The organism is Rhodococcus sp. NPDC056960 (assembly GCF_042674125.1).
Lineage (GTDB): Bacteria > Actinomycetota > Actinomycetes > Mycobacteriales > Mycobacteriaceae > Rhodococcus_F.
The window spans coordinates 105,355-128,444 of sequence record NZ_JBHURF010000025.1 but is presented as its reverse complement, the minus strand read 5'-3'; the positions used below and the strand labels follow the sequence as shown (position 1 = coordinate 128,444).

The window sequence follows — 23,090 nt, the reverse complement described above, 5'->3', positions numbered from 1 at the left end:
GGACCTTCTCATCCTCAGGTCGAACAGGGAGGGGGATGGATCGACACACCCGCAGAAGTTTTTTCGAACCCGGCGGGCTGGTGTAGGTTCCACGGTTCCCACAAGTGGGCGACCGGCGCTTCATCTGTTGGACGGGGTTGATGATGGGACTACATCGAGGTGGGGAGTACCACGAGGAGCCACGCAAGGATGGGCGCGACGAGCACGATGTAACCGGTGTATTTGAAGAGCGTGCGTTGGAACTTGTCCCGGTCGGGGACTTGGGCATTGGCCAGGACCATGACACCGTTGCTCGACAAGGGGCTGACGTCGACGATGACGGCGGAGAACGATACGGCGGCGACGAATCCGATGAGGCCGACCTCTCCCATCATCAGCAGTGGGGCGGCGAGCGGGAGGACGATGCCCAGGGTGCCGATGGACGAGCCGACCGCGGACACGGCGGCGACGGCGTAGCAGAGAATCAGCGCGGTCAGTAGCGGGGATCCCAGTGACGCGGCGACGTCACCGAGGAATTCGAGGGTGCCGTTCGCTTTGAGCACGCTCATGTAGGTGAGCATTCCGCAGACGAGGAGGACGGCGGACCAGGTGACGTTGTTGACGGCGGGCTTGTGCTTGTTGGGGGCGAGCACGAGGAGGATGGCCGCGATGACCATCGAACACACCCCGACGTCGATCTGGAACACGGCCGATCCGATGAGCAGGGCAACCATGCCGAGCAGGGTGGCGACGCGAATGGGGGTGAATCCGGTGGCTTCGACTTCTTCGAGCCGGTCGACGTCGTTGGTCGGCTGCGGCGACCCGGTGGTCAGAACCATCGGGCCGGCGCCGGACCGTGCGGAGGCAGCGTGCTGGCCGGTGCTCGCGCCGGAGGGAACGGGCTCGCCGCCGCGGGGGTGCGGCGCGGAGCCGCCGGCCACAGTGGGCTGGTCGGGGTCGCTGAGGTCGTCGACGTCGATGACCTGATCGTCCGCGCGGAGTAGGTCGCGGCCACGGACGAGGAAGAGGCCGAGCGCGAGCACGAAGCTGAGACCGAGCGGAATCAGGTACAGCGCAAGGGGGTTGGTTGGCAGGCCCGCGGACTGCAGCCAGCCGTTGGTGAATGCCCCGTACACGGTGATCGGGGAGAAGGCGGCACCGAGCACGCCGTGACTGATCATCATGCCCATCAGGAGGGGATCGATCTTGTAGCGCTTGGCGATCGGCATGGCGATGGGGGCGAGCATGCCGACGGCGAGCACCGAGCCCATGGTCATCAGGCCGGCACCGAGGAAGAACATCAGCCAGACGATGGCCCAGCGTTTGCCCCGGACGAGTGTGAGGGCGCCGGAGACGATCAAGTCGACGGTGCCGTTGACCCGGGCGATGCCGAACAACAGGGTGATTCCGACGATGATCGTGAAGATGCTGCCGGGGAAGAACCCGAAGATGTCGTCCATGGACAGCCCGGACAGCCAGCCGCCGATGACGAAGGCGGCGGCGAACGCCAGCACACCCATGTTGATGGGTGTCATGGTGCCGATCGCGAACAGCGCTATCAGCGCCGCGATCGAGACGAAGTAGACCATCGGAGATAACCCTTTCGGTGATGCCCGGGAATCCGAGCGCCTGCCGGCGTGAAGCCGGTGGCAGTGAGCCGATTGCGGCGGCGCCCGGTCCCCGAAGGTCCAGGTGACGCCGCTGCACACCGCTATTGAAGGGTGATGGCAGTCACAGAATCAACCCACGAGGTCAGAAAGCATCCAGATGCTCAACAGGGCTCACCGCGATCGTGACCGGTTGAGCCAATGGCTCAGCATTCGAGCAATCATCATTCTGATCGTTCAGCTGTTTTTCGCACACCGGGCCAGAGGCTCGACGGGCGGCGCATTCATGGCAGTTCAGCTCTCGGCTCGGAGCTTCTCCACGATCGGAACGGTTCGAGGCCAGATACGTCGGCTCAGGACTATTTCGGAGCGGGTGCGCAGCACGCCCTCGGTTTTCATGACCGCGTGCAGCACCTCCTCGAAGTGGGAGTTGTCGCGGGCGACGAACCGGCACAGCAGGTCTCCTTCGCCGGAGACGGTGTTGGCCTCGATCAGTTCCGGGATGGCGGTCAGCCGGTCGAGGGTTTCGTTGACCTGACTCTGCGCGATGTGGACGTGCACGAACGCCATCACGGCATAGCCGAGTGGGGCGAGGTTGATCTGTGGGCGCCAGGTCACGATCACGCCGGCCTTCTCCAGCTTGGTGATCCGGGCCTGGGCGGTGTTGCGGGCGATGTTGAGTCTGCGGGAGTACTCGCGGACGCCGGCGCGGGGCTCTTCGACGAGGAGTCGGAGCAGGTCGAGGTCGAGTTTGTCGAAGCCGTCCATTGGTCGTCCTGTCGCGAGGGTAGAAATTGGTCCAAATGCGCATTCGGCTACGCGCCCGGCGGTTGCAGTTGAGCACTTGGCAGCAATTTCTGGTTATCGGTTTATCTCACGGTACAGGTCTGTCTATGTTGTGTGTCACATCGAGCAAGGCGCGGTCGGGCGACGAGTGATCGTCCGACGTCACGCCGCCGACCGCGACCGCGTCGGTAGCGGACGCGGGTTACGGGAAGGAACGGGCGCTGACCATGGGTTACACGCTGGCGGACAAGATCTGGAGGAGCCATGTCGTGCGCTCCGCCGAGGGCGAGCCGGATCTGATCTACATCGACATGCACCTGTTGCACGAGGTGAATACTCCGGCCGCGTTCGCGGGTCTGCGCGACGCCGGCCGCACCGTCCGCCGCCCGGACCTGACCGTGGGTACCGAGGACCACAACACCCCCACCGACGATGTGTTGCGCACCATCACCGACCCGGCGGCGGTCGAGCAGCTCGACCACATCCGTCGGAACTGCCGCGACTTCGGGATCGAACTGTATTCGTTGGGTGACTCCGCCCGGGGGATCGTCCACGTGATCGGGCCGGAGCTGGGGTTGACTCAGCCCGGAATGACGCTGGTCTGCTGCGACTCGCACACCAGCACGCACGGTGCGTTCGGAGTACTCGCCTTCGGTATCGGCACCAGTCAGGTCGAGCACGTCCTCGCCACCCAGACTCTGCCGATGGCACCGATGAAGAACATGCGCGTGATCGTCGACGGGATGCTGCCGCCCGGCGCGACGGCGAAGGACCTCATCCTGGCGGTAATCGAGCAGATCGGTACCGGCGGCGGTCAGGGCTATGTCATCGAATACCAGGGTGAGGCGATTCGCGCCCTGTCGATGGAAGCCCGGATGACGGTGTGCAACATGTCCATCGAAGCGGGTGCTCGGGTCGGTCTCATCGCACCGGACGAGGTCACCATCGAGTACCTGCGGGGCCGCCCGCACGTGCCGGCCGGTGCGGCGTTCGAGGACGAGGCCGAGTACTGGCGCACCTTCCATTCCGACGCCGATGCGGTCTTCGACAAGGAAGTCCACATCGACGCCGCCACCATCGCGCCCCGGGTGTCCTGGGGGACGACCCCGGCCCAGTCCGTCCCGCTCGACGGCCACGTCCCCGACCCGAACACCTTCGTCGAGGCGGTGGATCGCGCCGCCGCCGAGCGCGCACTGGCCTACATGCAGCTGGCCCCGGGGGATTCGCTGCGCGACATCGAGGTCGACGCGGTGTTCATCGGCTCGTGCACCAACGGCCGGATCGAGGACCTGCGCGAGGTCGCCGCAGTCTGGGAAGGTCGGCGGATCGCACCGGGCGTCGAGGTCCTCGTCGTCCCCGGGTCGGAGGCCGTCCGCGCCCAGGCCGTCGAGGAAGGCCTCGACCGAATCTTCGCCGCCGCCGGTGCCCCGCTGCGGTACTCCGGATGCTCGATGTGCGTGGCCCTCAACGACGACCGCCTGCGGCCGGGTCAACGGGCCGCGTCGACCAACAACCGTAACTTCGAGGGCCGTCAGGGGCGGGGCGTGATGACCCATCTCGTCTCACCCGCGGTGGCCGCCGCGACCGCGATCACCGGGCGCCTGACCGCGCCCGCAGACCTGAAGGACTGACCACCGATGGATGCTTTCACCGAACACACGGGAATCGCTGCGCCGCTGCGAATCTCCGATATCGACACCGATCAGATCATCCCGGCGCGTTTCTGCGTCGGAGTCACCAAGACGGGGTATGCGGACGCCCTGCTCCACGACTGGCGCCTCGACCCGGAGTTCGTGCTCAACCAACCCGGCTTCCGGAACGCGACGATCCTGGTGGCCGGGGAGAACTTCGGTGTCGGCTCCTCTCGGGAGATGGCGGTCTGGGCGCTGCAGAACTACGGCTTCAAGGCGGTCCTCGCCCCACGGTTCGGGGACATCTTCCGCGGCAACTCCCTGAAGAACGGACTCCTGACCGTCACCCTCGAGCAGTCGGTGATCGACGAACTCTGGTCCCTGATCGGGGCCCGCCCGGATTGTCCGGTAACCGTCGACCTGGTTCGCAGGGAAGTGCGGGCCAGCGGTGCGAGCTACCCGTTCGAACTCGACGGCAACGCCCGGTGGCGGCTGCTCCACGGCTACGACGACATCAGCCTGACCCTGCGGGACGTCGAGGACATCGACGCCTACGAAACCAGCCGCCGTCCCACCCTGCCCACAACGGCCCGTCCCATCACCGCGGAGACCAGTCATGCCTGAGACCGACCTGACCGACGTCAGCGCCCGGGTGACGGGCACTATCCCGCCGTCGAAGATCCTGAGCACCGAGATCCCACGTTACGCAGAAGACTATGCAGCACGGTTACTCGCAATCCCCGACACCGCGTCCGCCGTTGCCGATGCTCTGGACGAGCTCGGCGTCGGTGCGGTCATCAATTCCACTGACCTGAAACCGGTTTCGGAACAGGCAAGGATGTGCGGTCCGGCAGTGACCTTGCGTTATATCCCGCTCGGTGGAGATGTGAGCGCGAACCGAGCGAGCGGGAAGGGTACGACCTTCGGCGACCGTGACCTCTACGGGCTGGGTCGACCCGGCGACGTCGCGGTCATGGACTGTTCGGGGTCACGATCCGGCGCGGTGATGGGTGCGCTGTCCGCCCGGTGGGCGGTCAAGGCGGAAATCGGGGGATGCCTCGTCGACGGCGCGATCCGCGACACCGCCTCGATCATCGCCAGCGGTCTCCCGGTGTGGAGCGCCGCCCGGCATCCGGCCGCCGCCCGCTACCGCTACGAGACGATGCAGATGAACGGACCGGTGTCGTTGTGCGGGCATCTGGTCAATCCTGGCGACTACCTCGTCGCCGACGTCGACGGCGTCTGCGTGATTCCGTTCTTCGACGTCCCGCGGGTCGTGGACGTCTGCGAGAACGCCCACCAGGCCGAGATCGCGTTCATCGCCCGCATCGATACGGCCGCGTCCCTGGAAGAACTCGTCGCCGGGCTGACTCCGGGCACCACCCCAGCCTGACCCACCCCGCGCCGCCGACAGACATCACACAAAGGAAACCAGCCTTGTCCTCCACCCTGCAGACCCGCCCGTCGACGTTCTCCCTCGACGACCGCTACGTCCTCGAAGAAGGATCGGTATACCTGACCGGTATCCAGGCCTTGGTGCGCGTGCTGCGGGACCGGGCCATCCTGGACCGCCGCCGCCGCAACCGCACCGCGTCTTTCGTCTCCGGCTACGAAGGATCCCCCCTCGCCGGCTACGACCTCGAGATCGCCCGCAAACGCAAAATCCTCGACGAATACGATCTCGTGCACCGACCCGGCGTCAACGAAGAACTGGCCGCCACCTCCGTGCTGGGCACCCAGATGGCCCCACAGATCGGACACCTCCGCCCGGACGGGGTCACCGGCTACTGGTACGGCAAGTCACCCGGCCTCGACCGCGCCTCCGACGCCATCCGCCACGCGAACCTCGTCGGCACCGATCCGCGCGGCGGCGCCGTCGCCCTCGTCGGCGACGACCCCGGCGGAAAGTCCTCCAGCCTGGCGTGCGCGTCCGAGGTCGCGATGGCGGACCTGCTCATCCCCACCCTCTACCCGGCCGACTCGCAGGAAGTGCTCGACTACGGGCTGCACGCGCCGTTCCTGTCCCGGTTCACCGGCCTGTGGTCAGGGATCAAGATCGTCACCGCCGTCGCCGACGGCGCAAGCTCCGCCGTCGTGCACCCGGACCGAATCGACCCCAGCTTCGGTGACATCGGACCGAGCACCTACACCCCGAACGCCAACCTCGTCGGCCCCAACCTCCTCACCCTCGAACGCAGCCAACTGATGGACCGGCTGCCTCGCGCCCTCGACTACGCGCGCATCAACAAACTGAACGAGATCGTCCAGTCCGGGCCCGACGACCGCATCGGCATCATCACCTCCGGCAAGACGTATCTCGATCTGCGCGAGGCACTCTCGACGCTCGGACTCGGCCCTGCCGACCTGCGCCGGTACGGGATCCGGATCCTCAAACTCGGCATGATCTACCCCGTCGACCCCGAGATCGTGCATCGATTCGCGGCGGGGCTGGGCGAGATCGTCGTCGTCGAGGAAAAGCGGGCGTTCCTCGAGAGCGCGGTCCGCGACATCCTCTACCGGCGCGCCGACGCCCCGGTGGTCATCGGGAAAACCGATCCGAACGGCAAACCCCTGGTCAACATCTTCGGTGAGCTCGACGCCGATCTGATCGCCAACGCCCTCAGCCGCCGTCTCGGCGACGAGTACGGCATCGAACCGGTGCAGCAGTGGAAGCAGCGCCCCAAAGCCTCGAAAATCGCGCTGCCCCTGCTGGGCCGTACCCCCTACTTCTGCTCCGGATGCCCCCACAACTCCTCGACCAAGGTGGCACCCGACACGCTGATCGGCGGCGGAATCGGCTGCCACGCCATGGTGATGATGATGGACGACAAACAGGTCGGCGACGTCATCGGACTGACCCAGATGGGTGGCGAAGGCGCCCAATGGATCGGCATGGCCCCCTTCCTCGAGGAAAACCACCTCATCCAGAACATCGGCGACGGCACCTTCATGCACTCCGGCAGCCTGGCGCTGCGCGCCGCCGTCGCCTCCGGCGAAAACGTCACCTACAAACTGCTCTACAACGCCACCGTCGCCATGACCGGCGGCCAGGACCCGGTCGGTGCCATGCCGCTGGACCGGATCACCCGCCTACTGCTCGCCGAAGGCGTCAAGAAGGTCGTGGTCACCACCGAAGACCGCAAGCGCATCACCTCACTGAAACTGCCCAAGGGCGTCGAGGTCCGCGACCGGGACGACGTCGTCGACGTCCAGCAGGAACTCGCGACGATTCCCGGGGTCACCGTGCTGGTGCACGACCAGGAATGTGCCGCCGAGAAGCGCCGAAAGCGCAAGCGCGGCAAACTGCCCACCCCGACCACCCGGGTGATGATCAACGAACGCATCTGCGAAGGCTGCGGCGACTGCGGCGAAAAGTCGAACTGCCTCTCGGTGCACCCCACCGACACCGAATTCGGCCGCAAGACCACCATCCACCAGTCTTCCTGCAACCTCGACTACTCCTGCCTCAAAGGCGACTGCCCCTCCTTCGTGACCATCACCCCCGGCCCGAAGGAACAGCGCACCCCGGTCCCGGCCATCCCCGCCGATCTGATCACGGCCCCCACCGTTCCCACCATCGACACCGAATTCGGGATGCGGATCATGGGCGTCGGCGGCACCGGCGTGGTCACCGTCTCCCAGATCCTGGCCACCGCCGCCGTCATCGACGGCAAGTTCGTCCGCAGCCTCGACCAGACCGGCCTGGCGCAGAAGGGCGGAGCCGTGGTGTCCGACCTGAAGATCAGTGCCCAGCTTCGGGAGAGTGCCTCGAAGATCGGGCAGGGCCGCTGCGGTCTGTATCTCGGCTGCGACTCCCTGGTCGCCACCGACCCCACCAACCTGAAGGTGGCCAACAACTCCGACACCGTCGCGGTGGTCTCGACCACCGAGATCCCCACCGGGCAGATGGTCGTCGACACCTCCGTCCACTTCCCGGCGATCAGCACGATCCGCACGGCCATCGACGCCGCCACCGCCCGCGCGATCTACCTCGACCCGGCCCTGCTCTCGCGTGAGCTGTTCGACGACGAGCAGTACACCAACATGCTCCTGATCGGTGCCGCCTTCCAGACCGGCGTCCTGCCGATCACCGCAGCCGCGATCGAAGAGGCGATCACCCTCAACGGTGTATCGATCGAGGCGAATCTGCAAGCATTCCGCCGCGGCCGCCAGGCCATCGCCGATCCCGACGCCCTCACCGCCACCATCGAGGGCAACCGGCGGGCCGTCGTCGAACCGGCCGCACCGTCCCCTCAAGCCCTCGCCCTCGCCGGCACGGTCCGGGCCGCAGCCGATTCCGAACTCGCCCGCATCGTCGGTCTGCGCACCGCTGAACTCATCGACTACCAGGACGCCGACTACGCCCGCGACTACGCCCACTTCGTCGAATCGGTACGCCGACGCGAAGCAACGCTCATCGGTCACTCCACCGCCCTGACCGAGGCAGTCGCGAAGAACCTGTTCAAACTCATGGTCTACAAGGACGAATACGAAGTCGCCCGCCTCGCACTCGATCCCGCCTTCGACGCCGCAGTCGCGGACGCTTACGGCAAGGGTGCGAAACGATCCGTCCGCCTGCACCCCCCGATGCTGCGCGCCATGGGCATGAAAAACAAACTCTCCCTCGGCTCCTGGGTGAACCCCGGCTTCCGGACCCTGCACCGGATGCGCCGGGTCCGCGGCACCAAGCTCGACGTGTTCGGCTACCACCACATCCGCAAGATGGAGCGTGAACTGATCACCGAGTACCGCGAGACGGTCGAGCAGCTCCTGCACCTGCTCGATCGGCACAACCTCGCGGCCGCGGTCGAGATCGCCGAACTGCCCGACCTCATCCGCGGATACGAACAGATCAAGGTGGCCAACGTGCAGACCTACCACCAGGAACTGGCCGCACTCCTGAAGGCGTACCCGCAGAAGGCACTGGCCGAGAAGCAGGCCGTGTGACACCGACCCTGCCGAACACAACACAGATCGAGAAGGACCAAGGATGAAGAAGTTCGTTCCGTCGTGGCACGACGACGAGGTGAAAGCACTGTCCGACCTCGCTGCCGGGTTCTTCGAACGCGAAGTGGTCGCCCACAACGACAAGTGGGACGCCCAGCACCGCATCGACCGCGACGTGTGGATCGAGGCAGGAAAACTCGGCCTCCTGTGCTGCTCGATCCCCGAGGAATACGGCGGCGGAGGAGGCACGTTCGCCCACGACCTCGCCGTCTTCGACGCGCAGGGCTACGCCGGTGACCTCGCCCTCGGCATCTCCGTGCACTCGGGCATCGTGGCCCACTACGTCCTCGAGTACGGCACCGAGGAGCAAAAGCAGACCTGGCTGCCCGGTATGGCCACCGGGGAGATCCTCGGCGCCATCGGCATGACCGAACCCGGCACCGGCTCGGACCTCAAGGCCATCAAGACCACCGCCATCCGGGACGGCGACGAGTACATCGTCAACGGCTCGAAGACCTTCATCACCAACGGCGCGTCCGCCGACATGATCGTGCTGGCGGTCAAAACCGACCCGAAGGCCGGCGCCAAGGGGGTGGCACTGCTCATCGTCGACCTTCGCGGCTGCCACGGATTCGAGGTCGGGCGGGTCCTGGACAAGGTCGGTCAGCACGGCGCCGACACGTCGGAGTTGTCGTTCACCGACGTCCGCGTCCCGGTGACAAACCTTCTCGGGGAAGAAGGGCAGGGCTTCGGCCAGTTGATGGCGCAGCTGGCACAGGAACGGTTGATCATCGGCGCGCAGGCGTCCGGCGCCATGCGACGCGCGATCGACGACACCGTCGCCTACACCAAGTCGCGGCAGGCGTTCGGGCACAGTCTGTTCGAATTCCAGAACACCGCCTTCGAACTCGCCGAATGCCAGACCATCGCCCGCACCTGCGAGGTATTCCTCGACCACTGCATCACCGAACACCTGGCCGGACAACTGGACCCGGCCGAGGCGGCGATGGTCAAGTACTGGCTCACCGAACAACAGTGCGCCGTCATCGACCGGTGTGTGCAGCTGCACGGCGGCTACGGATACATGCGCGAATACCTTATCGCCCGGATGTACGAGGACGCCCGCGTCCAGAAAATCTACGCTGGAGCCAACGAGGTGATGAAGGGAATCATCGCGAAATCACTGTAGGCAAGACGTGGGGGTACATGACGGCGCGTCGCCGACCACAGGTCCGTGTCTGTGATCGGCTCAACCGCCGTCCACCGACCGAGGAATGTTGCCTAATGCGTGCTGAAAGCGCCCGTTGCCGGAAGCCCTGACCTGCCGGCGTCCCGTAAAGCTCGTCTGGTGACTGTTCCGGCAAGGGACATCCCATGCAGGTTCCACAGCTCGGTGTCACCTCTATCTTCATCCGACCTACGGGGTTTCACTGCCATCTCGGTGCCTGATTCTCACGGACTTGTCGGATCCTCAGTCCGGTCGCTATCCCATTAGTGGATCCCTCACCGTGCCCTGCCGCGTTGCTGACGACGCCCGGTTGATGCCGGTCATTCCGGTATCGAGTGCGTCGGCTACACGCAGGACACGTGCGAGGTCCTGGGTGAGGACGTAGGAGAGGAGTCTTCCGGCTATTCTCGTCCACTCCGGGTCTACCCGAGCCGCGCGACCGAGGGTCTCGTGACGGAAGGACACCGCTGGAGGCGAGCCGGGTGTCCGCCCCCGTGGAATCGATGTCGTAGGCGACGAGCGGCCTCGATCGGCGCGAGCACAGAAAGCGTTGGCAAACAGAGGGTTTCAGTCCTGACGGGCGGGCTCCCGACGCCCGCAAACTGCGGCGTGCGGTGAGATCGAGACGCTCCCGGTCATGGTCGACCGGCCACGACGGGATTGCCGAGCGTGCCGATTCCTTCGACGGTGACCTCTACTCGTTGGCCGGGGGCGAGTGGACCGACGCCCTTGGGGGTTCGCCGAAAATAGCTTTTGCGCATAATTGGCGACTCGGTCGGCAATTCAGCCCACGTATCGAATCCGGCTCGCGGGTGCGACCGTAGTTATGTCGGTGGTGTTCGATGTGCCCGGAGGGAGTCGATCTCTGCGGATACCTCATCGAGGTGGCGCCGGGCTTTCGCCAGCCGGCCCTCGAGTTCGAGAATGTCGACTTGCACTTCCTCCCGCTCGGTCAGCCGGCGGGCGAGCTCGTCCCCAGATGATCTCGTCTTCATTAATTCACCGTACGCGCAGGTCACCGACCTACGCACGGCCCGAACGTCCTGAATCTCGATGGAGGACCAGGGAGCGGACCGCACGCGGCCGAGGCGGGGTGGAGACCGCCCCGGAGACCCTCGCGCCCGTGGCCCCGGGGGCGGCCGACGGGGTTATGTGACCTTCACGCTGCCGGTGAAGAAGAACGGCGGCGTGCCGCCGAAACAGAAGACGGTGACGGTCGAGTCCTTCGCGAAACCGCTCAGCCTCCCGACACCGGGCGCGAAGGCACCGCTCTCGAGCTTGAACCCGGAGTCGAAGCCGAAGCAGGTCCAGTTCTCACCGGCCGGCACCGTGACGGTCACTTCGCCCGACGCACCCGCGCCGACACCTAATGTGGGCACCGCTGTCGCGGTCCCCGCCGCGAGAACCATCGCGGGAGCGATCACGGCCGACGCGATGGCCGTGCGTGCTGCAAATTTGTTCATCATGCTCACCTCATCCGTGGAAGTCCCCGACTCCTGCAGTGAACGGGCTCCGAAAGAGGGGCGCGGGAGCGGTGGCGATGAGGCTTCCGCGCCGATGTCAGGCACCGTTTCGTGAACAGGTGACGATTGCCCTGAAACCCACAGGTCAAACCGGCAGGGGTACTCCGCCGAATTGTCCAGTCCCGTTCCATCTTCGACGGATTGAACCGCGCCCGTTCCGGGTAGTCCGATAGCTCACAGGGAGTGCGTGCGCAGAACCTGCGGGACGGTGCGGAGCTGCTGTGGGTGAACCGAAGCGAGGAGTACGACCATGACCACGGCAGGCGGACCCAGTTCGAGCAGCCTGGCCGATGTCATCGAGGGGGCCGCCAAGCACAAGACGACGGGTGCGCTCGAGTCGGCGGGCGAGAAACTCGGCGATTTCCTCGGCGGCGGGGACGAATCGAAGCGGGAACGAGTGACGCGCAAGTCGACGCGGGGTGACCGGTGATGGCCACCTCGGACCGGACGAGACAGACGACCGCTGTGTACGTCTACGGCATCGTCCCGGCCGACATCGAGATCGCCGAGGAGGCGACCGGGGTCGCGGACGGCACGGTGAGCGTCGTCGCGCACGGTGAGATCGCCGCGCTGGTCAGTGAACTGTCGACTGCTGTCGGCGCACGCGGACGAGTTCGCCTCCGCGCTCGAACAACTGCAGGGAAAGGCCCAGTACAACGTCAAAGGTCGGTACGTCGAGAAGGCGATCCTGCGGGAGATCGTCGAGGAGAACGAGGAGAACGAGGAGAACGAGGAGAACGAGGAGAACGAGGAGAACGAGGAGAACGAGGAGGCGGCGGCGCTGCGCGAGGAAATCCGCGACAAGTCCGAGGACGCCGGCCGCGACGCGCGGATGGCGCTCGGGGAGTTGGTGAGCAACGCGAGCGTCGGGGCGAGCTCGACGAGGTGGTCGGCGAGCTGGCCCGGCGGTGGGACGGTCGGGTGGAGATAAAGCTGCTCGGACCGCAGGCGGCGTACGACTTCGTGGTGACACAGCGGCCGGAAGGGTAGGACTGAGATATGGGTTTGTTGTCGTTCATCGTCACGTTGCCGCTGCAGCCGGTCAAGGGGGTCATCTCGCTGGCGGAGTTGATCCAGCGGCAGGTCGAGCAGGAACTGCACGATCCGGCGCGCGCCCGCCGGGCGCTCGAGGAACTCGAGGAGGCCCGGGAGCGGGGGGAGATCACCGAGGAGGAGGAACTGCAGGCACAACAGGCGATCCTCGACCAGATGACCGGGGGTGGATGATCTCTCCGCCCTCGCGGTCACACCGCTGGGTCGTGCGGTGCGGTGGGTGGTCACACGTGTCGTCGGTCGGTCGCAGGCCGCTCGGTCACGGCGGTGAGGAGTTCCTGTGGCACCGCAATCGGTCGCGGTACTCCTGCAGGCGGATCACACTCGAGTGCTCATGGTCCACGAGCAGCAAACTCTCGTCTCGGAGCACGCGGGCGGCGAGACGATCACACCTGTACGCGAACGTTCCGACGTGTTCGGACGCGGTCACGTCCTCCGCCAGCCGTAAGGGCAGGCGCGCGAGCCGGTAGCCGAGTCTCAGCGCGCTCAGTGGTAGCGACATCATCGCCGTCATGTGACGCATGCTAGCGAAGAGGCGGTTGTCGGATCCCCCGACCACCCGGACGCGCCGGCGCACGTCTGATCGGGCGCTCCCGCCGGGGTATCCGGCCTCCCACGGCGCCGGGAACGGGAATCAACGGTTCGGCTCGCGCGTATCGGGATGATGCAGCGCGTAGCGGCCGGGCCCGATGGCTTTGGCCCGATACATCGCCTGGTCGGCAAGGTGAATCAGCTCGTGCGGGGCGACGGTGGTACCGGTGACGGCGATGCCGACGCTCGCGGTGACCGGTGCGGCACCCGGGTATGGGTCCAGGTGGGCGATCCGCTCGGCGATTGCGGTCGCGTCCGCGGAGCCTGCGACGGCCGGGCACAGGATCAAGAATTCGTCGCCACCCAACCGCGCCACGGTGTCGGCGGGCCGGACCGCGGACCGGAGATGATCGGCGAGTCGTACCAGGGCGGCTTCGCCTCCGGCATGCCCCAGTCGGGCGTTGAGGTGCCGGAAGTTGTCGAGATCGATCACCAGCACCGCGACCCGGGACCCCGTCCGGGCTGCGTGATCGAGGGCGGCAGCGAGTCGCTCCAACGCGAGGGTGCGGTTCGGTAACCCGGGGAGCGGGTCGTGCAGGCTCTGATGCCGCAGCCGCTCCTCCACTTCGATTCGACCGACAGCGGCAGAGAGCACCGAGGCCACCGCACACGCAAACGCCACCTCATGCTCCCGGTACCGACGCGGACGGGCGCCGTGTACGGTCAGCACTCCCCAAATCGGATCGTGGCCGATCGGCACACCGATGCCGCCGCGCAATCCGCGCGCGGCCATGTCCGCGGTAGTGAACCGACGCTCCCGGGCGCGGTCCGGGCAGCACACCACCGCGGCCTCGACGGCCGCGTACCCGCTCAGCGAACCACTGCCGGCGGCGACGGTGGTCGGGCGCGGTCCGCGCCCCTGGTAACCGAGCACCGTCAGCGCTGCCCCTCCGGTTCCGGCCACCCGGGCCACCGCCGCACACCGCGCCCCCAGCTGCGCGGTGACCGTTGCCGTCGCGGCGGCCAGGACGGTGTCGAGGTCGGCGGTGACCGCGAGCCGGCTCAGCTCGGCGAGTGCTTGTTGTTCTCGGCACCGGCGGTCGGCTTCCGCCAGTGCGGCGAGCAGCGGTTGTGCCGTCTCATTCGCAATGGGCGATTCCCCGGCGATAGCCGCGATCAGCGTCGGGCGCCGGTGATCGTCGCGCTCGGTCACGAAGACTGAGAGCACCGCCGGGATCGGCGTTCCGGTGCGGAACTTTCGCAATTCCGTCCGTCCGCACCAGCGCCCTCGTCCGGTCAGTGCCGCACTGATTTCCGGTGCCTGCGCCGCTGTGGTGCCGGTGCAGAGGTCGGTGGTCGTCCGAGTGGACACCTCGAAGCCGTCCGGGAACCCCAGCAGGGTGGCCGCGGCAGGGTTGAGATACCGGAGGCGACCCGAGCTGAAGTCCCACATCCCCACCGGCATCGGAGCGCATTCCAACGCGGCGACCAGCTGCGCTGACGCTTCCCCGCCGGGGAACGACCCCGTTTCGTCTCCGGTCACTTTGCCGGGAAGTCCGGACTGCACAGTGGTTCCGATTTGGCTTTGGAAAATTGGATCATGACCGGTTGGTTTCTTTCTGGCGCAGCATGTTTCGTTGAATAGATATGTCGCATGGGCCGCCGAATTCGTTTCACGGCAAGGCAACCCTGCATCACCACCCGAGGGACGGTCCCTCGCGCCAGTTCCCAACCCTCGTGCCGGCGACAGGGTCCGCATCTCGGGGGAGGCGACCGCGTTGCCGGGCGGGTGCTCGATCACCGTGAGGACCGCGGAACGAGTACGTACGCTGCATCCGGTTTGCCGTAGGACGCCCGGGGGAACGCGGTATGTACGAAGAAAAATCTCGTGCTGGATCGAACATGCCCGTCGATGGCCCCCTCACCTCCGGCCTCGCTGATCGTGGTCCTTGCCTCGCTCACCGCGGCAGGTACGACCGATGCCACCTCCCGCCGCACCCCGGCCCGCCGCATTCGCGAACGGTCCGCTGTCACATCAGTAAGTCGAGGTGAGAGGACATGAGCGCAGACGAATCCCGGGGTCGTCCGATGCAGACGAACGCACCGCTGTCGGTGACCGTGCAGGAAGCCGCCACCATTGCCGTCCAGTGCCTCGAGGACCTGACCGACAAGACCAGCAACGGTGCCGTCGCGGTGATTCCGAACGACGAGGGATGGACCGTCTCGGTCGAGGTCGTCGAAGTCTGGAGAGTCCCACCCGCAACGGACATCCTGGGCCTTTACGAAGTCGAGGTCGGACCAAGGGGCTTCGTACGGTCGTACCGGCGGATCCGACGCTACAGGCGTGGAGACAAGGACCCTCGCGGCTCGGAGAGTACCGAGAAACCGGAGGACACCGGCGAGACCTCACCTGGTCCACTACCCGCTTCTGCCGTGTCGTGATCGCGACGCAGCAGTCACCGCTACACCTTCGAGTTTTCCGCCAAACAGAGCGCCTCTGAGGTCACCACCGCACTGACGCCTCGGAAAGGACCGCACGATGCTTGGATTGGGAATTTTCGGCTGGATCATCATCGGCGGACTGGCCGGTTGGATCGGCAGCAAGATCATGGGCACCGACGCCCGACAAGGCATCCTCCTCAACATAGTCGTCGGCATCGTCGGTGGACTGCTCGGCGGATTCCTCCTCCGACTGGTCGGCGTCGACGTCGCAGGGGGCGGGCTCTTCTTCAGCTTCCTGACGTGTCTGTTCGGTGCGGTGATCGTGTTGTTTGCGATCAGGGCAGTCACCGGCCGCCGCGCACACCACTGACCCGACACACGCCGACTTGCGCGGGCGCCGGTGATTGGGTGCCCCGAGCGCCGGGTAGTCGCCGAGTACGCCCCGCGCGCACCGGCGTGCCCCTCCTGAACGCGCCGGCGAGAGACAGCAAGAGGTTCGATCATGACAACGACAACGAAAAAGGAACTGGCCGCAGCGGTCGGCGCCGGATACCTGCTGGGGCGCACACGCCAGTTGACGACGGCTGTGACGCTCGCCCGAGCAGGCGGGCGAACCCCTCGGGGACCCCGTGAGTTGCTCGCCCGGGGATCGGAGTTGCTGGCTTCCTCCCCGGAGATCGCCAAGCTCGGCGAGCAGGCCCGCAGCGAACTGCTCGACGCCACAGCGACCGCCGCCGCGGCCGAGACCGAAGCCGCCGGCGGGCATATCAGTTCGTTCCGGGACCGCCTCCGGGCCGGCGGAGCGAGCTTCGTGACCGGCGGCGAGCACCTGATGGCCGGACTGACGCGGATCCGCCGTCGCGACCGCGCCCACCCACCGGACGCCGACGCTACCGCCGACGAGGAACCCGGCACCGGAAAAGACGAGGACGGACAGGTCGACCACTCGGAGGCCGTCTCGCCCACCCCACCCGGGAAGCGCGCGAGACGAGGACGAGCGAAGGCGGCCTCCGTGTCGTCCGGGGACCCGACAGCGTCCGTGGGCGAACGAAGCGAGGACACACCGACCGCGGACGAGGACGAGGCCGCAAAACCGCGTCAGTCATCGAGGGGGCGGGCACGCCCGCGGCGGACCAAATCCGCTAGCTCGGCGACCCGGCAGTCGGCGAAGACCGCAACCACGTCGACGGGCAGTGTTGAGCAGCAGTCGAACCCGGGCTGACTCGAATCTCGGACAGGATTCCCGGACGCCGAGCGGTGCGTAGTCCCCCGCGATGGGCGTCCCCGCTCGGCGGCGGTGTTGTCCGGCTGGCTCAGCTGCTGCCGAACAGACCGCCGAATGGGTTGGTGCCACCGAATTGGCCACCGAACGGGTTGGTTCCACCGAACTGGCCGCCGAACGGATTGGATCCACCGAACAGACCGCCGAGCAGGTCGCCGAACGGATTGGATTGACCGAACAGACCACCGAAGGGGCCGAGTTCGTTCTCGTCCTGCTCGTCCTGGTCCTCGTCGTCCCCTCCGCGGGGGTGTTGCCAGTTCTTGTCGACCTGCACGATCCCCGACACCGGGGCGGCCGCCGCGGGTGGTGCCACTGCAACCATGGGAACCGCAGCAAGTGCTCCGAGGGTGACAATCGTCGCCAGAAGACGCCTCGGGTCCCTGTTCTTCGCTTGTGTGAGCACGGTCGTACCTTCCGTCGCGCCGAAGAGATCGAGGGCGGGGTCGACGTCCGCACCCAGGCGAAGTCGTCTCCATAGGCGAATCCGACAAAGCTCGGTCGTGCGCGAATCCTGGTCGCTTCGGTGATTCTCATTTCGGGTGCGCCGCCGGGAAGCGACGCCCACTCCTACTACACGCCTCGAACTCGGCGCGTTCAACTCTCCCGCCCTGGGTTGCCTGGGCGAACCTCGGCGAACCGCCGGACAGTGCGAGCGCGGGTGCTCTACGGTGGGGCCATGGCGGAGCGGGGTGCGCGTCCGAAGGTTCCCAAGGCGCGGAGACGGTTCCTGCGGGCGGTGCGGCATCTGTTCCATCCGTTGCTGCCGGACGACTACCTCGAACTGATCAATCCGCTGTGGACCACGCGGGAGTTGCGAGGGCGGGTGGAGCGGATCGAACCGGCAGGCGAGGCCGCGGCCACGGTGGTGATCCGGCCGGGTCACGAATGGGCCGGGCACCGGGCCGGTCAGTACGTGCGCCTCGGTGTGATCATCGACGGGGTCTACCACTGGCGCGCGTATTCGTTGACGTCCGACCCGCACGCGGACGACGGTCTGATCAGCGTCACCCCGAAGGTGGTGCCCACCGGCACGGTCTCGCCCTATCTGGTCCGGCAGATCGAGCCGGGCGACATCGTCCGGCTCGGCGAGGTCGAGGGCGTGTTCACGCTGCCCGAACCGCTGCCGGACCGTCTGCTGTTCATCAGCGCGGGTAGCGGCATCACCCCGATCGTGAGCATGTTGCGCCACCTCGACCACCGCAACGCCCTCGGGGACGTGGTGGCCGTGCACTGCGACCGGACCGCCGGGCAGATCATGTTCGACTCCACCCTGCGCGATCTCGATCGTCGGCACGAGGACTTCCGCCTGAAGGTACGTCTGACCGAGACGGAAGGCCGGATGGAACCGACCGATCTGGACGCGCTGTGCCCGGATTGGAGAGAGCGGGAGGCGTTCTTGTCCGGTCCCGGCGAGATGCTCGACGCGCTGGTCGAGCACTGGAACACCCACGGCGATCCCGACAAGCTGCATCTCGAACGGTTCCAGCCGATCATCGGCGGCTCCGCGGGTGCTGGTGCGGGCGGGACCATCCATTTCCTGGACAGCGAGATTGAAGCCCGGTGCGATGGGGGTACTCCGATCCTGGTTGCCGGAGAGGAAGCCGGAGCCACCCTCCCGTACGGGTGCCGGATCGGGATCTGTCACACCTGCACCGGGACCCTGAAGTCGGGGCGGCTGCGGGACCTGCGCACCGGTGAGGTGGCCGACCTCGCGGGGCAGGTGGTGCGGACGTGTGTCAACACCGCGGAAGGTGACATCGAGATCGAGTTGTGAAATGAAGGGACCACCCGAGATGAGCATCGACACCGGAAGCCGCAGCCCGCTGGCGCATTTGAGTGAGGACACCATCGAGGCGCTGGCCAAGGAGTTGGACGCCATCCATGACCAGGTGTACGCGGACCTCGGCGAGCGGGACCGCCGTTATATCAAGACCGTGATCGCCGTCCAGCGGCAGTTGGCGGTGGCGGGCCGGGTGCTGCTGCTGGGGTCGGCCTCGAAACCCGCCTGGCTGGCGGGCACCGCCTGCCTGGGGATGGCCAAGATTCTGGAGAACATGGAGATCGGCCACAACGTCATGCACGGCCAGTGGGATTGGATGAACGACCCGGACATCCATTCCTCGTCGTGGGACTGGGACACCGCGTCGACCGCGAAGGCATGGAAGCACTCACACAACTACATCCATCACACCTTCACCAACATCCGCGGCAAGGACAAGGACCTGGGCTACGAGATCATGCGGATCGACCCGCATCAGAAGTGGCACCCGGTCTACCTGGCGCAGCCCTTCTACAACGTGCTGCTCATGGCCTTCTTCGAGTGGGGAGTCGCCCTGCACGACATGGACCTCGAGGCCGTGCGGGCCGGCGAGAAACCATGGTCGGAGGTCTGGGAGGACCTGAAGGGCATCGCCGGGAAGGCGCGGGCACAGATCGTCAAGGACTACGTGGGCTGGCCGCTTGTCAGTGCCGGCGCGTTCGGCCTGGCGCAACTCGCCGTCCGGGGGCGGATCGGCCAACCGAAGACCTCCCGCCTCGGGCGGCGGCTGCGAGCCCTGCGCCCGACCGGGCGGCCGTCCGCCGTCGCCGACGTGCTCGACCGCGCCATCCCGGGTGTGGAGCGCACGTTCTGGGCCACCCTCATGGCGGACGCCACCGCGAACATCATCCGCAACATCTGGGCGCACGGGATCATCTTCTGCGGGCACTTTCCGGACCAGACCTACACGTTCAGTCCGGAAGAGGTCGAGAACGAGACCCGGGGCGGCTGGTACGTGCGCCAACTCGTCGGCGCGGCGAACATCGAGGGCAGTCCGCTGTTCCACATCATCAGCGGGAACCTCGGGTACCAGGTCGAGCACCACCTCTACCCCGACATGCCCAGCACCCGCTACTCCGAAATCGCCCCCCAAATCAGGGAAATCTGCGAACGGTACCAACTGCCCTACAACTCCGGACCGCTCATCAAGCAGTGGTCCATGGTGCACCGGACCATCCTGCGGCTCGCCTTCCCCGGCGGAACGTCCCGACCGAAGCCGGGTCCGTACCACGGTGAACTCGACCCGCACGGCACAACCGGACCGAGTGAGGCCGCCCGGTTCCGGCAGCGTGTTCCGGCAGGCGGCCCGGCCGAGGGCCCCGAACACGACACCGGCGGGGTGGAAGTCACCCCACCTCCACGCGACAACGACTGAACACGGACGGCGACGACGAGTTCCTGACCCTCAACGCCCGGCCACACCTCACCCGGCGACGGGAATGAAGACACCGCGATCCCGACGGCTGGGAGCATTCATCGGCGGGATGCGGGTGGAGTAGCATCGTGGCAATCGATTGCCAATGTTTGCCATGCGGAGCGCCGGAAGTGAAGCCATGAAGAACACAGACCGGCACACCGGCACGTCCGAGAGGGTTCCGACTCTCGCCGATGTGGCCAGGGAGGCGGGGGTGGCGATTTCCACTGCGTCGCGGTCGTTCACAAATCCACCGCGGGTCAATGCCCGCACCCGTGAGCGGATCGTCGAGGCCGCCGATCGGTTGGGGTACCGGCCCAATGCCCTTGCGCGGGCGCTCGAGTCCGGTCGGACACGCACCGTCGGGCTGGTAGTTTCCGACATCACCAATCCTCACTTCTTCGGGTTGATCCGCGGTGCCGAGCAGCAGGCGGCTACGGCCGGCTACACGCTCGTCCTGGCGGACACTCGCCAGTCGCCGGAGCGTGAACTCGAGGTCATCGCCCGGATCTCGAGCTTCGTCGATGGCTTCATTCTCGCCGCCAGCCGCTTACCGACCGACAAGTTGTCGGCCAAGATCGACAACAAGCCGGTTGTACTGGTCAATCGTCAGGTCCCCGGCGTGCCCAGCGTTGTCACCGACCACGTCGACGGGCCCCGGCATGTTGTCGAGCACCTCCACTCGCTGGGGCATCGGCGGCTGGTCTTCCTCGGCGGTCCGCGACAGTCCTGGTCCGGGGCAATGCGATGGAACGCGGTCCGTGAGAGGGCGACAACACTCGGGATGGAAGCATCACTGCTCGGTCCGTTCCCGCCCTCCATCGAGGGAGGCCCGGCGGCAGCGGACGCGGCGCTCGGCGCGGGCGCTACTGCGGTCATCGCACACAACGATTTGTTGGCGATCGGTGCACTGCGCCGGTTCGCTGAACGCGGAGTGGGTATTCCCGAACAGGTCAGCGTCGTCGGTTTCGACGACATCTTCGGATCCGACTTCTGTACACCCCCGCTGACGACCTTGGCCGGACCGCTCGAGATGGTGGGGCGCTCCGCCGTGGATCTCGTTCTTGCGGCCGACAGGCCGAACCGCGGTGAGCTGATTCCACAATTGACAGCGCCTGCGCATCTGGTGATCCGATCGACCACCGGCCCTGCGATTTCACCCGCCTGATGCGGAACTGTTCGACCAAATCGAAATATGTTCTCGAACTAGGCATTTCGTTCGAAAATCAATGATCACCGGTCGCGGAAGCTCTGCAGGGCACGGTACGCCTCTTCGAGTCGTTCGGTGACCGGGAGTTCGGCGAGTGCCGCGACCGGTGCCTCGACCGAGATCGGGATCTCGGCCGGCAGGTTCGCCAGGAGTCGGTTCAGCGGAAAATCGGCGCTTCCGGGTAGATGCCGGTCAGTGCGGGCCTCGTTGACCAGGCCTACCCACGATGCGTCTCGCAGGGTGCGCGGGCCGTCGCACAACTGGGCGTAGGCCAGACGCTGCGGGGGTATGTCGGCGAGTTCCTCCGGTGTGGTTCCGGACCTGTGCAGGTGCAGGGCATCGATCACTATCCCGGCGGTGGGGCTGCCGACCTTGTCGAGGAGCCGTTGGGCATCCCAGATGGTCTTGATCTCGCTGAAGATCATGAACTCGACCGCTATTTTCAGTCCGCGTGCGTCGGCGGCCTCGCAGATGCCGGCGAGACGGTCTGCCGTTCTGCCCTCGTCGGGGTCGTTGCCGTTGACGAGGACGTGGCGGGCGCCGAGGGCGGCGGCCGCGTCGAGGATTCGCAGCGCCTCGGTTTCCTCCTTCGCCGGATGGATCCGCAGCACCTCGACATCGAGGACCTGCAGTCCGGTCTCCGCGAGCCGGCGCCGGGTCTCCCGGAGCATCGGCGAGGTGAGGTCCAGCAGTCCCCAGTCGGTGTCGTCCGCCGCGGGGCAGACCCGGATTCCGGTGGCATCGAATCCGGCGGCCGCCGCGGCGGTGACGAGCTCGGGTGGTGACGTGTCGAGGGCGGTCAACGGCGACAGGGACAGTGTGCGCATCGAGGTGACCATCAGACGGTGGGAGGTAGTTGGGAGCCGGCGCAGACGTGGACGACCTCACCGGTGATGTTGCGGGCGCGTTCGGAGGCGAGGAACGCCACCGCGTACGCGACGTCGATGGGGTCGATGAGACGACGCAGCGGCGTGAACGCGGTGTACTGCTCGATCATCTGTTCCAGGTGTTCGACGTCGGTGCGCTGCTCGTTGAGCGGGGTACGGACGAAGCTCGGGGCGACGGCGTTGGCGCGGACGCCGATGGGTCCGAGTTCGGCTGCCATCGAGCGGGTGAACCCGACGATCGCGGCCTTGGAGCCGGCGTAGGCGGTGTTCTTCGAACCGCCGATCCAGGCGCGGGAGCTGATGTTGACGACGCTGCCCGATCCCTGGCGCTTCCACAGCCGAACGGCATACTTGCACAACAGCATCGGTCCCTTGACGTTGACGTCCATGGTCTGGTTCCAGGCGTCTTCGGGCATGTCGGCGAGAGTGCTGAAGCGCTCGATTCCGGCGTTGTTGACGATGACGTCGAGGCGGCCGAAGCGCTGGTCGATCTCGTCGATCATCGTGTGGACTGCGGCGCCGTCGGTGATGTCGACAGCGTGCGCGACTGGGCGCAGGCCCCCATCCTGGTGGATGTGCTTGGCGACGGTTTCGGCGGCTTCGTGATCGCGGTCGGCGAGGACGACCTGGAATCCGTCGCGGGTGAGTTCGGCGGCGATGACGGATCCGAGTCCGCCGGCGCCACCGGTGACGACCGCGACCTGGGGTGTGGTGTTCATGAGAGGTCCTTCTTCGGGGTGTTGCCGGTGGG

The 23,090-nt window shown here is 66.5% G+C and carries 20 protein-coding genes and 3 pseudogenes; 15 read left to right on the top strand and 8 right to left on the bottom strand.

All coding sequences use genetic code 11. The features are described 5' to 3' along the window. Positions 1-149: 149 nt before the first annotated feature. Together ACFTWF_RS33465 and ACFTWF_RS33460 are read right to left on the bottom strand one after the other, a co-directional pair. Positions 150-1,568, bottom strand: a complete 1,419-nt coding sequence (locus ACFTWF_RS33465) for an SLC13 family permease (protein ID WP_378465378.1) — start codon at positions 1,566-1,568, stop codon at positions 150-152. Positions 1,569-1,880: 312 nt separating this feature from the next. After that, on the bottom strand, positions 1,881-2,354 hold the full coding sequence (locus tag ACFTWF_RS33460) for an Lrp/AsnC family transcriptional regulator (protein WP_378465377.1): 474 nt from the start codon (positions 2,352-2,354) through the stop codon (positions 1,881-1,883). Positions 2,355-2,599: 245 nt separating this feature from the next. Between ACFTWF_RS33460 and leuC the strand changes: the two genes are divergently transcribed. Genes leuC through ACFTWF_RS33435 form a run of 5 tightly spaced genes read left to right on the top strand, consistent with a single transcriptional unit; the run spans position 2,600 to position 10,139 of the window. After that, positions 2,600-4,003: a 3-isopropylmalate dehydratase large subunit gene (leuC, locus tag ACFTWF_RS33455; protein WP_378465376.1), complete on the top strand. Its 1,404-nt coding sequence runs from the start codon at positions 2,600-2,602 to the stop codon at positions 4,001-4,003. Between the two features lie 6 nt (positions 4,004-4,009). After that, positions 4,010-4,627: a 3-isopropylmalate dehydratase small subunit gene (gene leuD / locus ACFTWF_RS33450; protein WP_378465375.1), complete on the top strand. Its 618-nt coding sequence runs from the start codon at positions 4,010-4,012 to the stop codon at positions 4,625-4,627. Beyond that, positions 4,620-5,396 (top strand): RraA family protein, encoded by a 777-nt coding sequence (locus ACFTWF_RS33445; RefSeq protein ID WP_378465374.1) that lies wholly within the window; start codon positions 4,620-4,622, stop codon positions 5,394-5,396. The genes leuD and ACFTWF_RS33445 overlap by 8 nt, the downstream gene beginning before the upstream one ends. Before the next feature lie 56 nt (positions 5,397-5,452). Then, on the top strand, positions 5,453-8,950 hold the full coding sequence (locus ACFTWF_RS33440; protein ID WP_378465397.1) for an indolepyruvate ferredoxin oxidoreductase family protein: 3,498 nt from the start codon (positions 5,453-5,455) through the stop codon (positions 8,948-8,950). A 43-nt stretch (positions 8,951-8,993) separates the two neighbouring features. Continuing rightward, entirely contained in the window at positions 8,994-10,139 is a 1,146-nt protein-coding gene (locus ACFTWF_RS33435; protein WP_378465373.1) for an acyl-CoA dehydrogenase family protein, read from the top strand. Between the two features lie 674 nt (positions 10,140-10,813). On the opposite strand, the pseudogene ACFTWF_RS33430 reads toward ACFTWF_RS33435, so the two are convergent. Together ACFTWF_RS33430 and ACFTWF_RS33425 are read right to left on the bottom strand one after the other, a co-directional pair. After that, positions 10,814-10,915: pseudogene (locus ACFTWF_RS33430) on the bottom strand (2-hydroxyhepta-2,4-diene-1,7-dioate isomerase); the annotation flags it as partial. A 411-nt stretch (positions 10,916-11,326) separates the two neighbouring features. Next, complete coding sequence (locus ACFTWF_RS33425; RefSeq protein ID WP_378465372.1) at positions 11,327-11,644, bottom strand: hypothetical protein; 318 nt, start codon at positions 11,642-11,644, stop codon at positions 11,327-11,329. Between the two features lie 340 nt (positions 11,645-11,984). Here ACFTWF_RS33425 and ACFTWF_RS33420 point away from each other — a divergent pair. From ACFTWF_RS33420 to ACFTWF_RS33405, 4 genes and pseudogenes are all read left to right on the top strand, one after another. After that, positions 11,985-12,131 (top strand): annotated as a pseudogene (locus ACFTWF_RS33420) (gas vesicle protein); the annotation flags it as partial. Continuing rightward, positions 12,131-12,691 (top strand): annotated as a pseudogene (locus ACFTWF_RS33415) (GvpL/GvpF family gas vesicle protein). The pseudogenes ACFTWF_RS33420 and ACFTWF_RS33415, both read left to right, overlap by 1 nt. 9 nt (positions 12,692-12,700) lie before the next feature. Continuing rightward, the gene (locus ACFTWF_RS33410) at positions 12,701-12,928 is read left to right on the top strand and encodes a gas vesicle protein GvpG (protein ID WP_378465371.1); all 228 of its coding nucleotides are present in this window, start codon (positions 12,701-12,703) and stop codon (positions 12,926-12,928) included. A 106-nt stretch (positions 12,929-13,034) separates the two neighbouring features. Next, positions 13,035-13,202: a hypothetical protein gene (locus ACFTWF_RS33405; RefSeq protein WP_378465370.1), complete on the top strand. Its 168-nt coding sequence runs from the start codon at positions 13,035-13,037 to the stop codon at positions 13,200-13,202. 186 nt (positions 13,203-13,388) lie between these two features. Here ACFTWF_RS33405 and ACFTWF_RS33400 read toward each other — a convergent pair whose 3' ends face one another. Further along, positions 13,389-14,828, bottom strand: a complete 1,440-nt coding sequence (locus tag ACFTWF_RS33400) for a diguanylate cyclase domain-containing protein (protein ID WP_378465369.1) — start codon at positions 14,826-14,828, stop codon at positions 13,389-13,391. A gap of 515 nt (positions 14,829-15,343) precedes the next feature. On the opposite strand from ACFTWF_RS33400, the gene gvpO reads away from it, so the two are divergent. From gvpO to ACFTWF_RS33385, 3 genes are all read left to right on the top strand, one after another. Beyond that, on the top strand, positions 15,344-15,727 hold the full coding sequence (gene gvpO, locus ACFTWF_RS33395; RefSeq protein WP_378465368.1) for a gas vesicle protein GvpO: 384 nt from the start codon (positions 15,344-15,346) through the stop codon (positions 15,725-15,727). A 97-nt stretch (positions 15,728-15,824) separates the two neighbouring features. After that, on the top strand, positions 15,825-16,097 hold the full coding sequence (locus ACFTWF_RS33390) for a GlsB/YeaQ/YmgE family stress response membrane protein (RefSeq protein WP_378465367.1): 273 nt from the start codon (positions 15,825-15,827) through the stop codon (positions 16,095-16,097). A 132-nt stretch (positions 16,098-16,229) separates the two neighbouring features. Beyond that, positions 16,230-16,949 carry a hypothetical protein gene (locus ACFTWF_RS33385; RefSeq protein ID WP_378465366.1) on the top strand — a complete coding sequence of 240 codons (720 nt, stop codon included), beginning with the start codon at positions 16,230-16,232 and terminating at the stop codon, positions 16,947-16,949. Positions 16,950-17,040: 91 nt separating this feature from the next. Here the strand turns inward: ACFTWF_RS33385 and ACFTWF_RS33380 are convergent, their stop codons facing one another. Then, the gene (locus tag ACFTWF_RS33380) at positions 17,041-17,331 is read right to left on the bottom strand and encodes a hypothetical protein (protein WP_378465365.1); all 291 of its coding nucleotides are present in this window, start codon (positions 17,329-17,331) and stop codon (positions 17,041-17,043) included. Between the two features lie 354 nt (positions 17,332-17,685). On the opposite strand from ACFTWF_RS33380, the gene ACFTWF_RS33375 reads away from it, so the two are divergent. The 3 genes from ACFTWF_RS33375 to ACFTWF_RS33365 all read left to right on the top strand — a co-directional run bounded on the left by ACFTWF_RS33375 (position 17,686) and on the right by ACFTWF_RS33365 (position 21,410). Then, on the top strand, positions 17,686-18,783 hold the full coding sequence (locus tag ACFTWF_RS33375) for a ferredoxin reductase (protein ID WP_378465364.1): 1,098 nt from the start codon (positions 17,686-17,688) through the stop codon (positions 18,781-18,783). Positions 18,784-18,802: 19 nt separating this feature from the next. Next, positions 18,803-20,203 carry a fatty acid desaturase family protein gene (locus ACFTWF_RS33370; protein ID WP_378465363.1) on the top strand — a complete coding sequence of 467 codons (1,401 nt, stop codon included), beginning with the start codon at positions 18,803-18,805 and terminating at the stop codon, positions 20,201-20,203. A 178-nt stretch (positions 20,204-20,381) separates the two neighbouring features. Beyond that, positions 20,382-21,410, top strand: a complete 1,029-nt coding sequence (locus ACFTWF_RS33365; protein WP_378465362.1) for a LacI family DNA-binding transcriptional regulator — start codon at positions 20,382-20,384, stop codon at positions 21,408-21,410. A 65-nt stretch (positions 21,411-21,475) separates the two neighbouring features. On the opposite strand, the gene ACFTWF_RS33360 is transcribed toward ACFTWF_RS33365, so the two are convergent. Both ACFTWF_RS33360 and ACFTWF_RS33355 read right to left on the bottom strand, forming a co-directional pair. Next, positions 21,476-22,279, bottom strand: a complete 804-nt coding sequence (locus tag ACFTWF_RS33360) for a sugar phosphate isomerase/epimerase family protein (protein ID WP_378465361.1) — start codon at positions 22,277-22,279, stop codon at positions 21,476-21,478. Positions 22,280-22,290: 11 nt separating this feature from the next. Next, positions 22,291-23,058: an SDR family NAD(P)-dependent oxidoreductase gene (locus ACFTWF_RS33355; RefSeq protein ID WP_378465360.1), complete on the bottom strand. Its 768-nt coding sequence runs from the start codon at positions 23,056-23,058 to the stop codon at positions 22,291-22,293. Between the last annotated feature and the right edge of the window lie 32 nt (positions 23,059-23,090).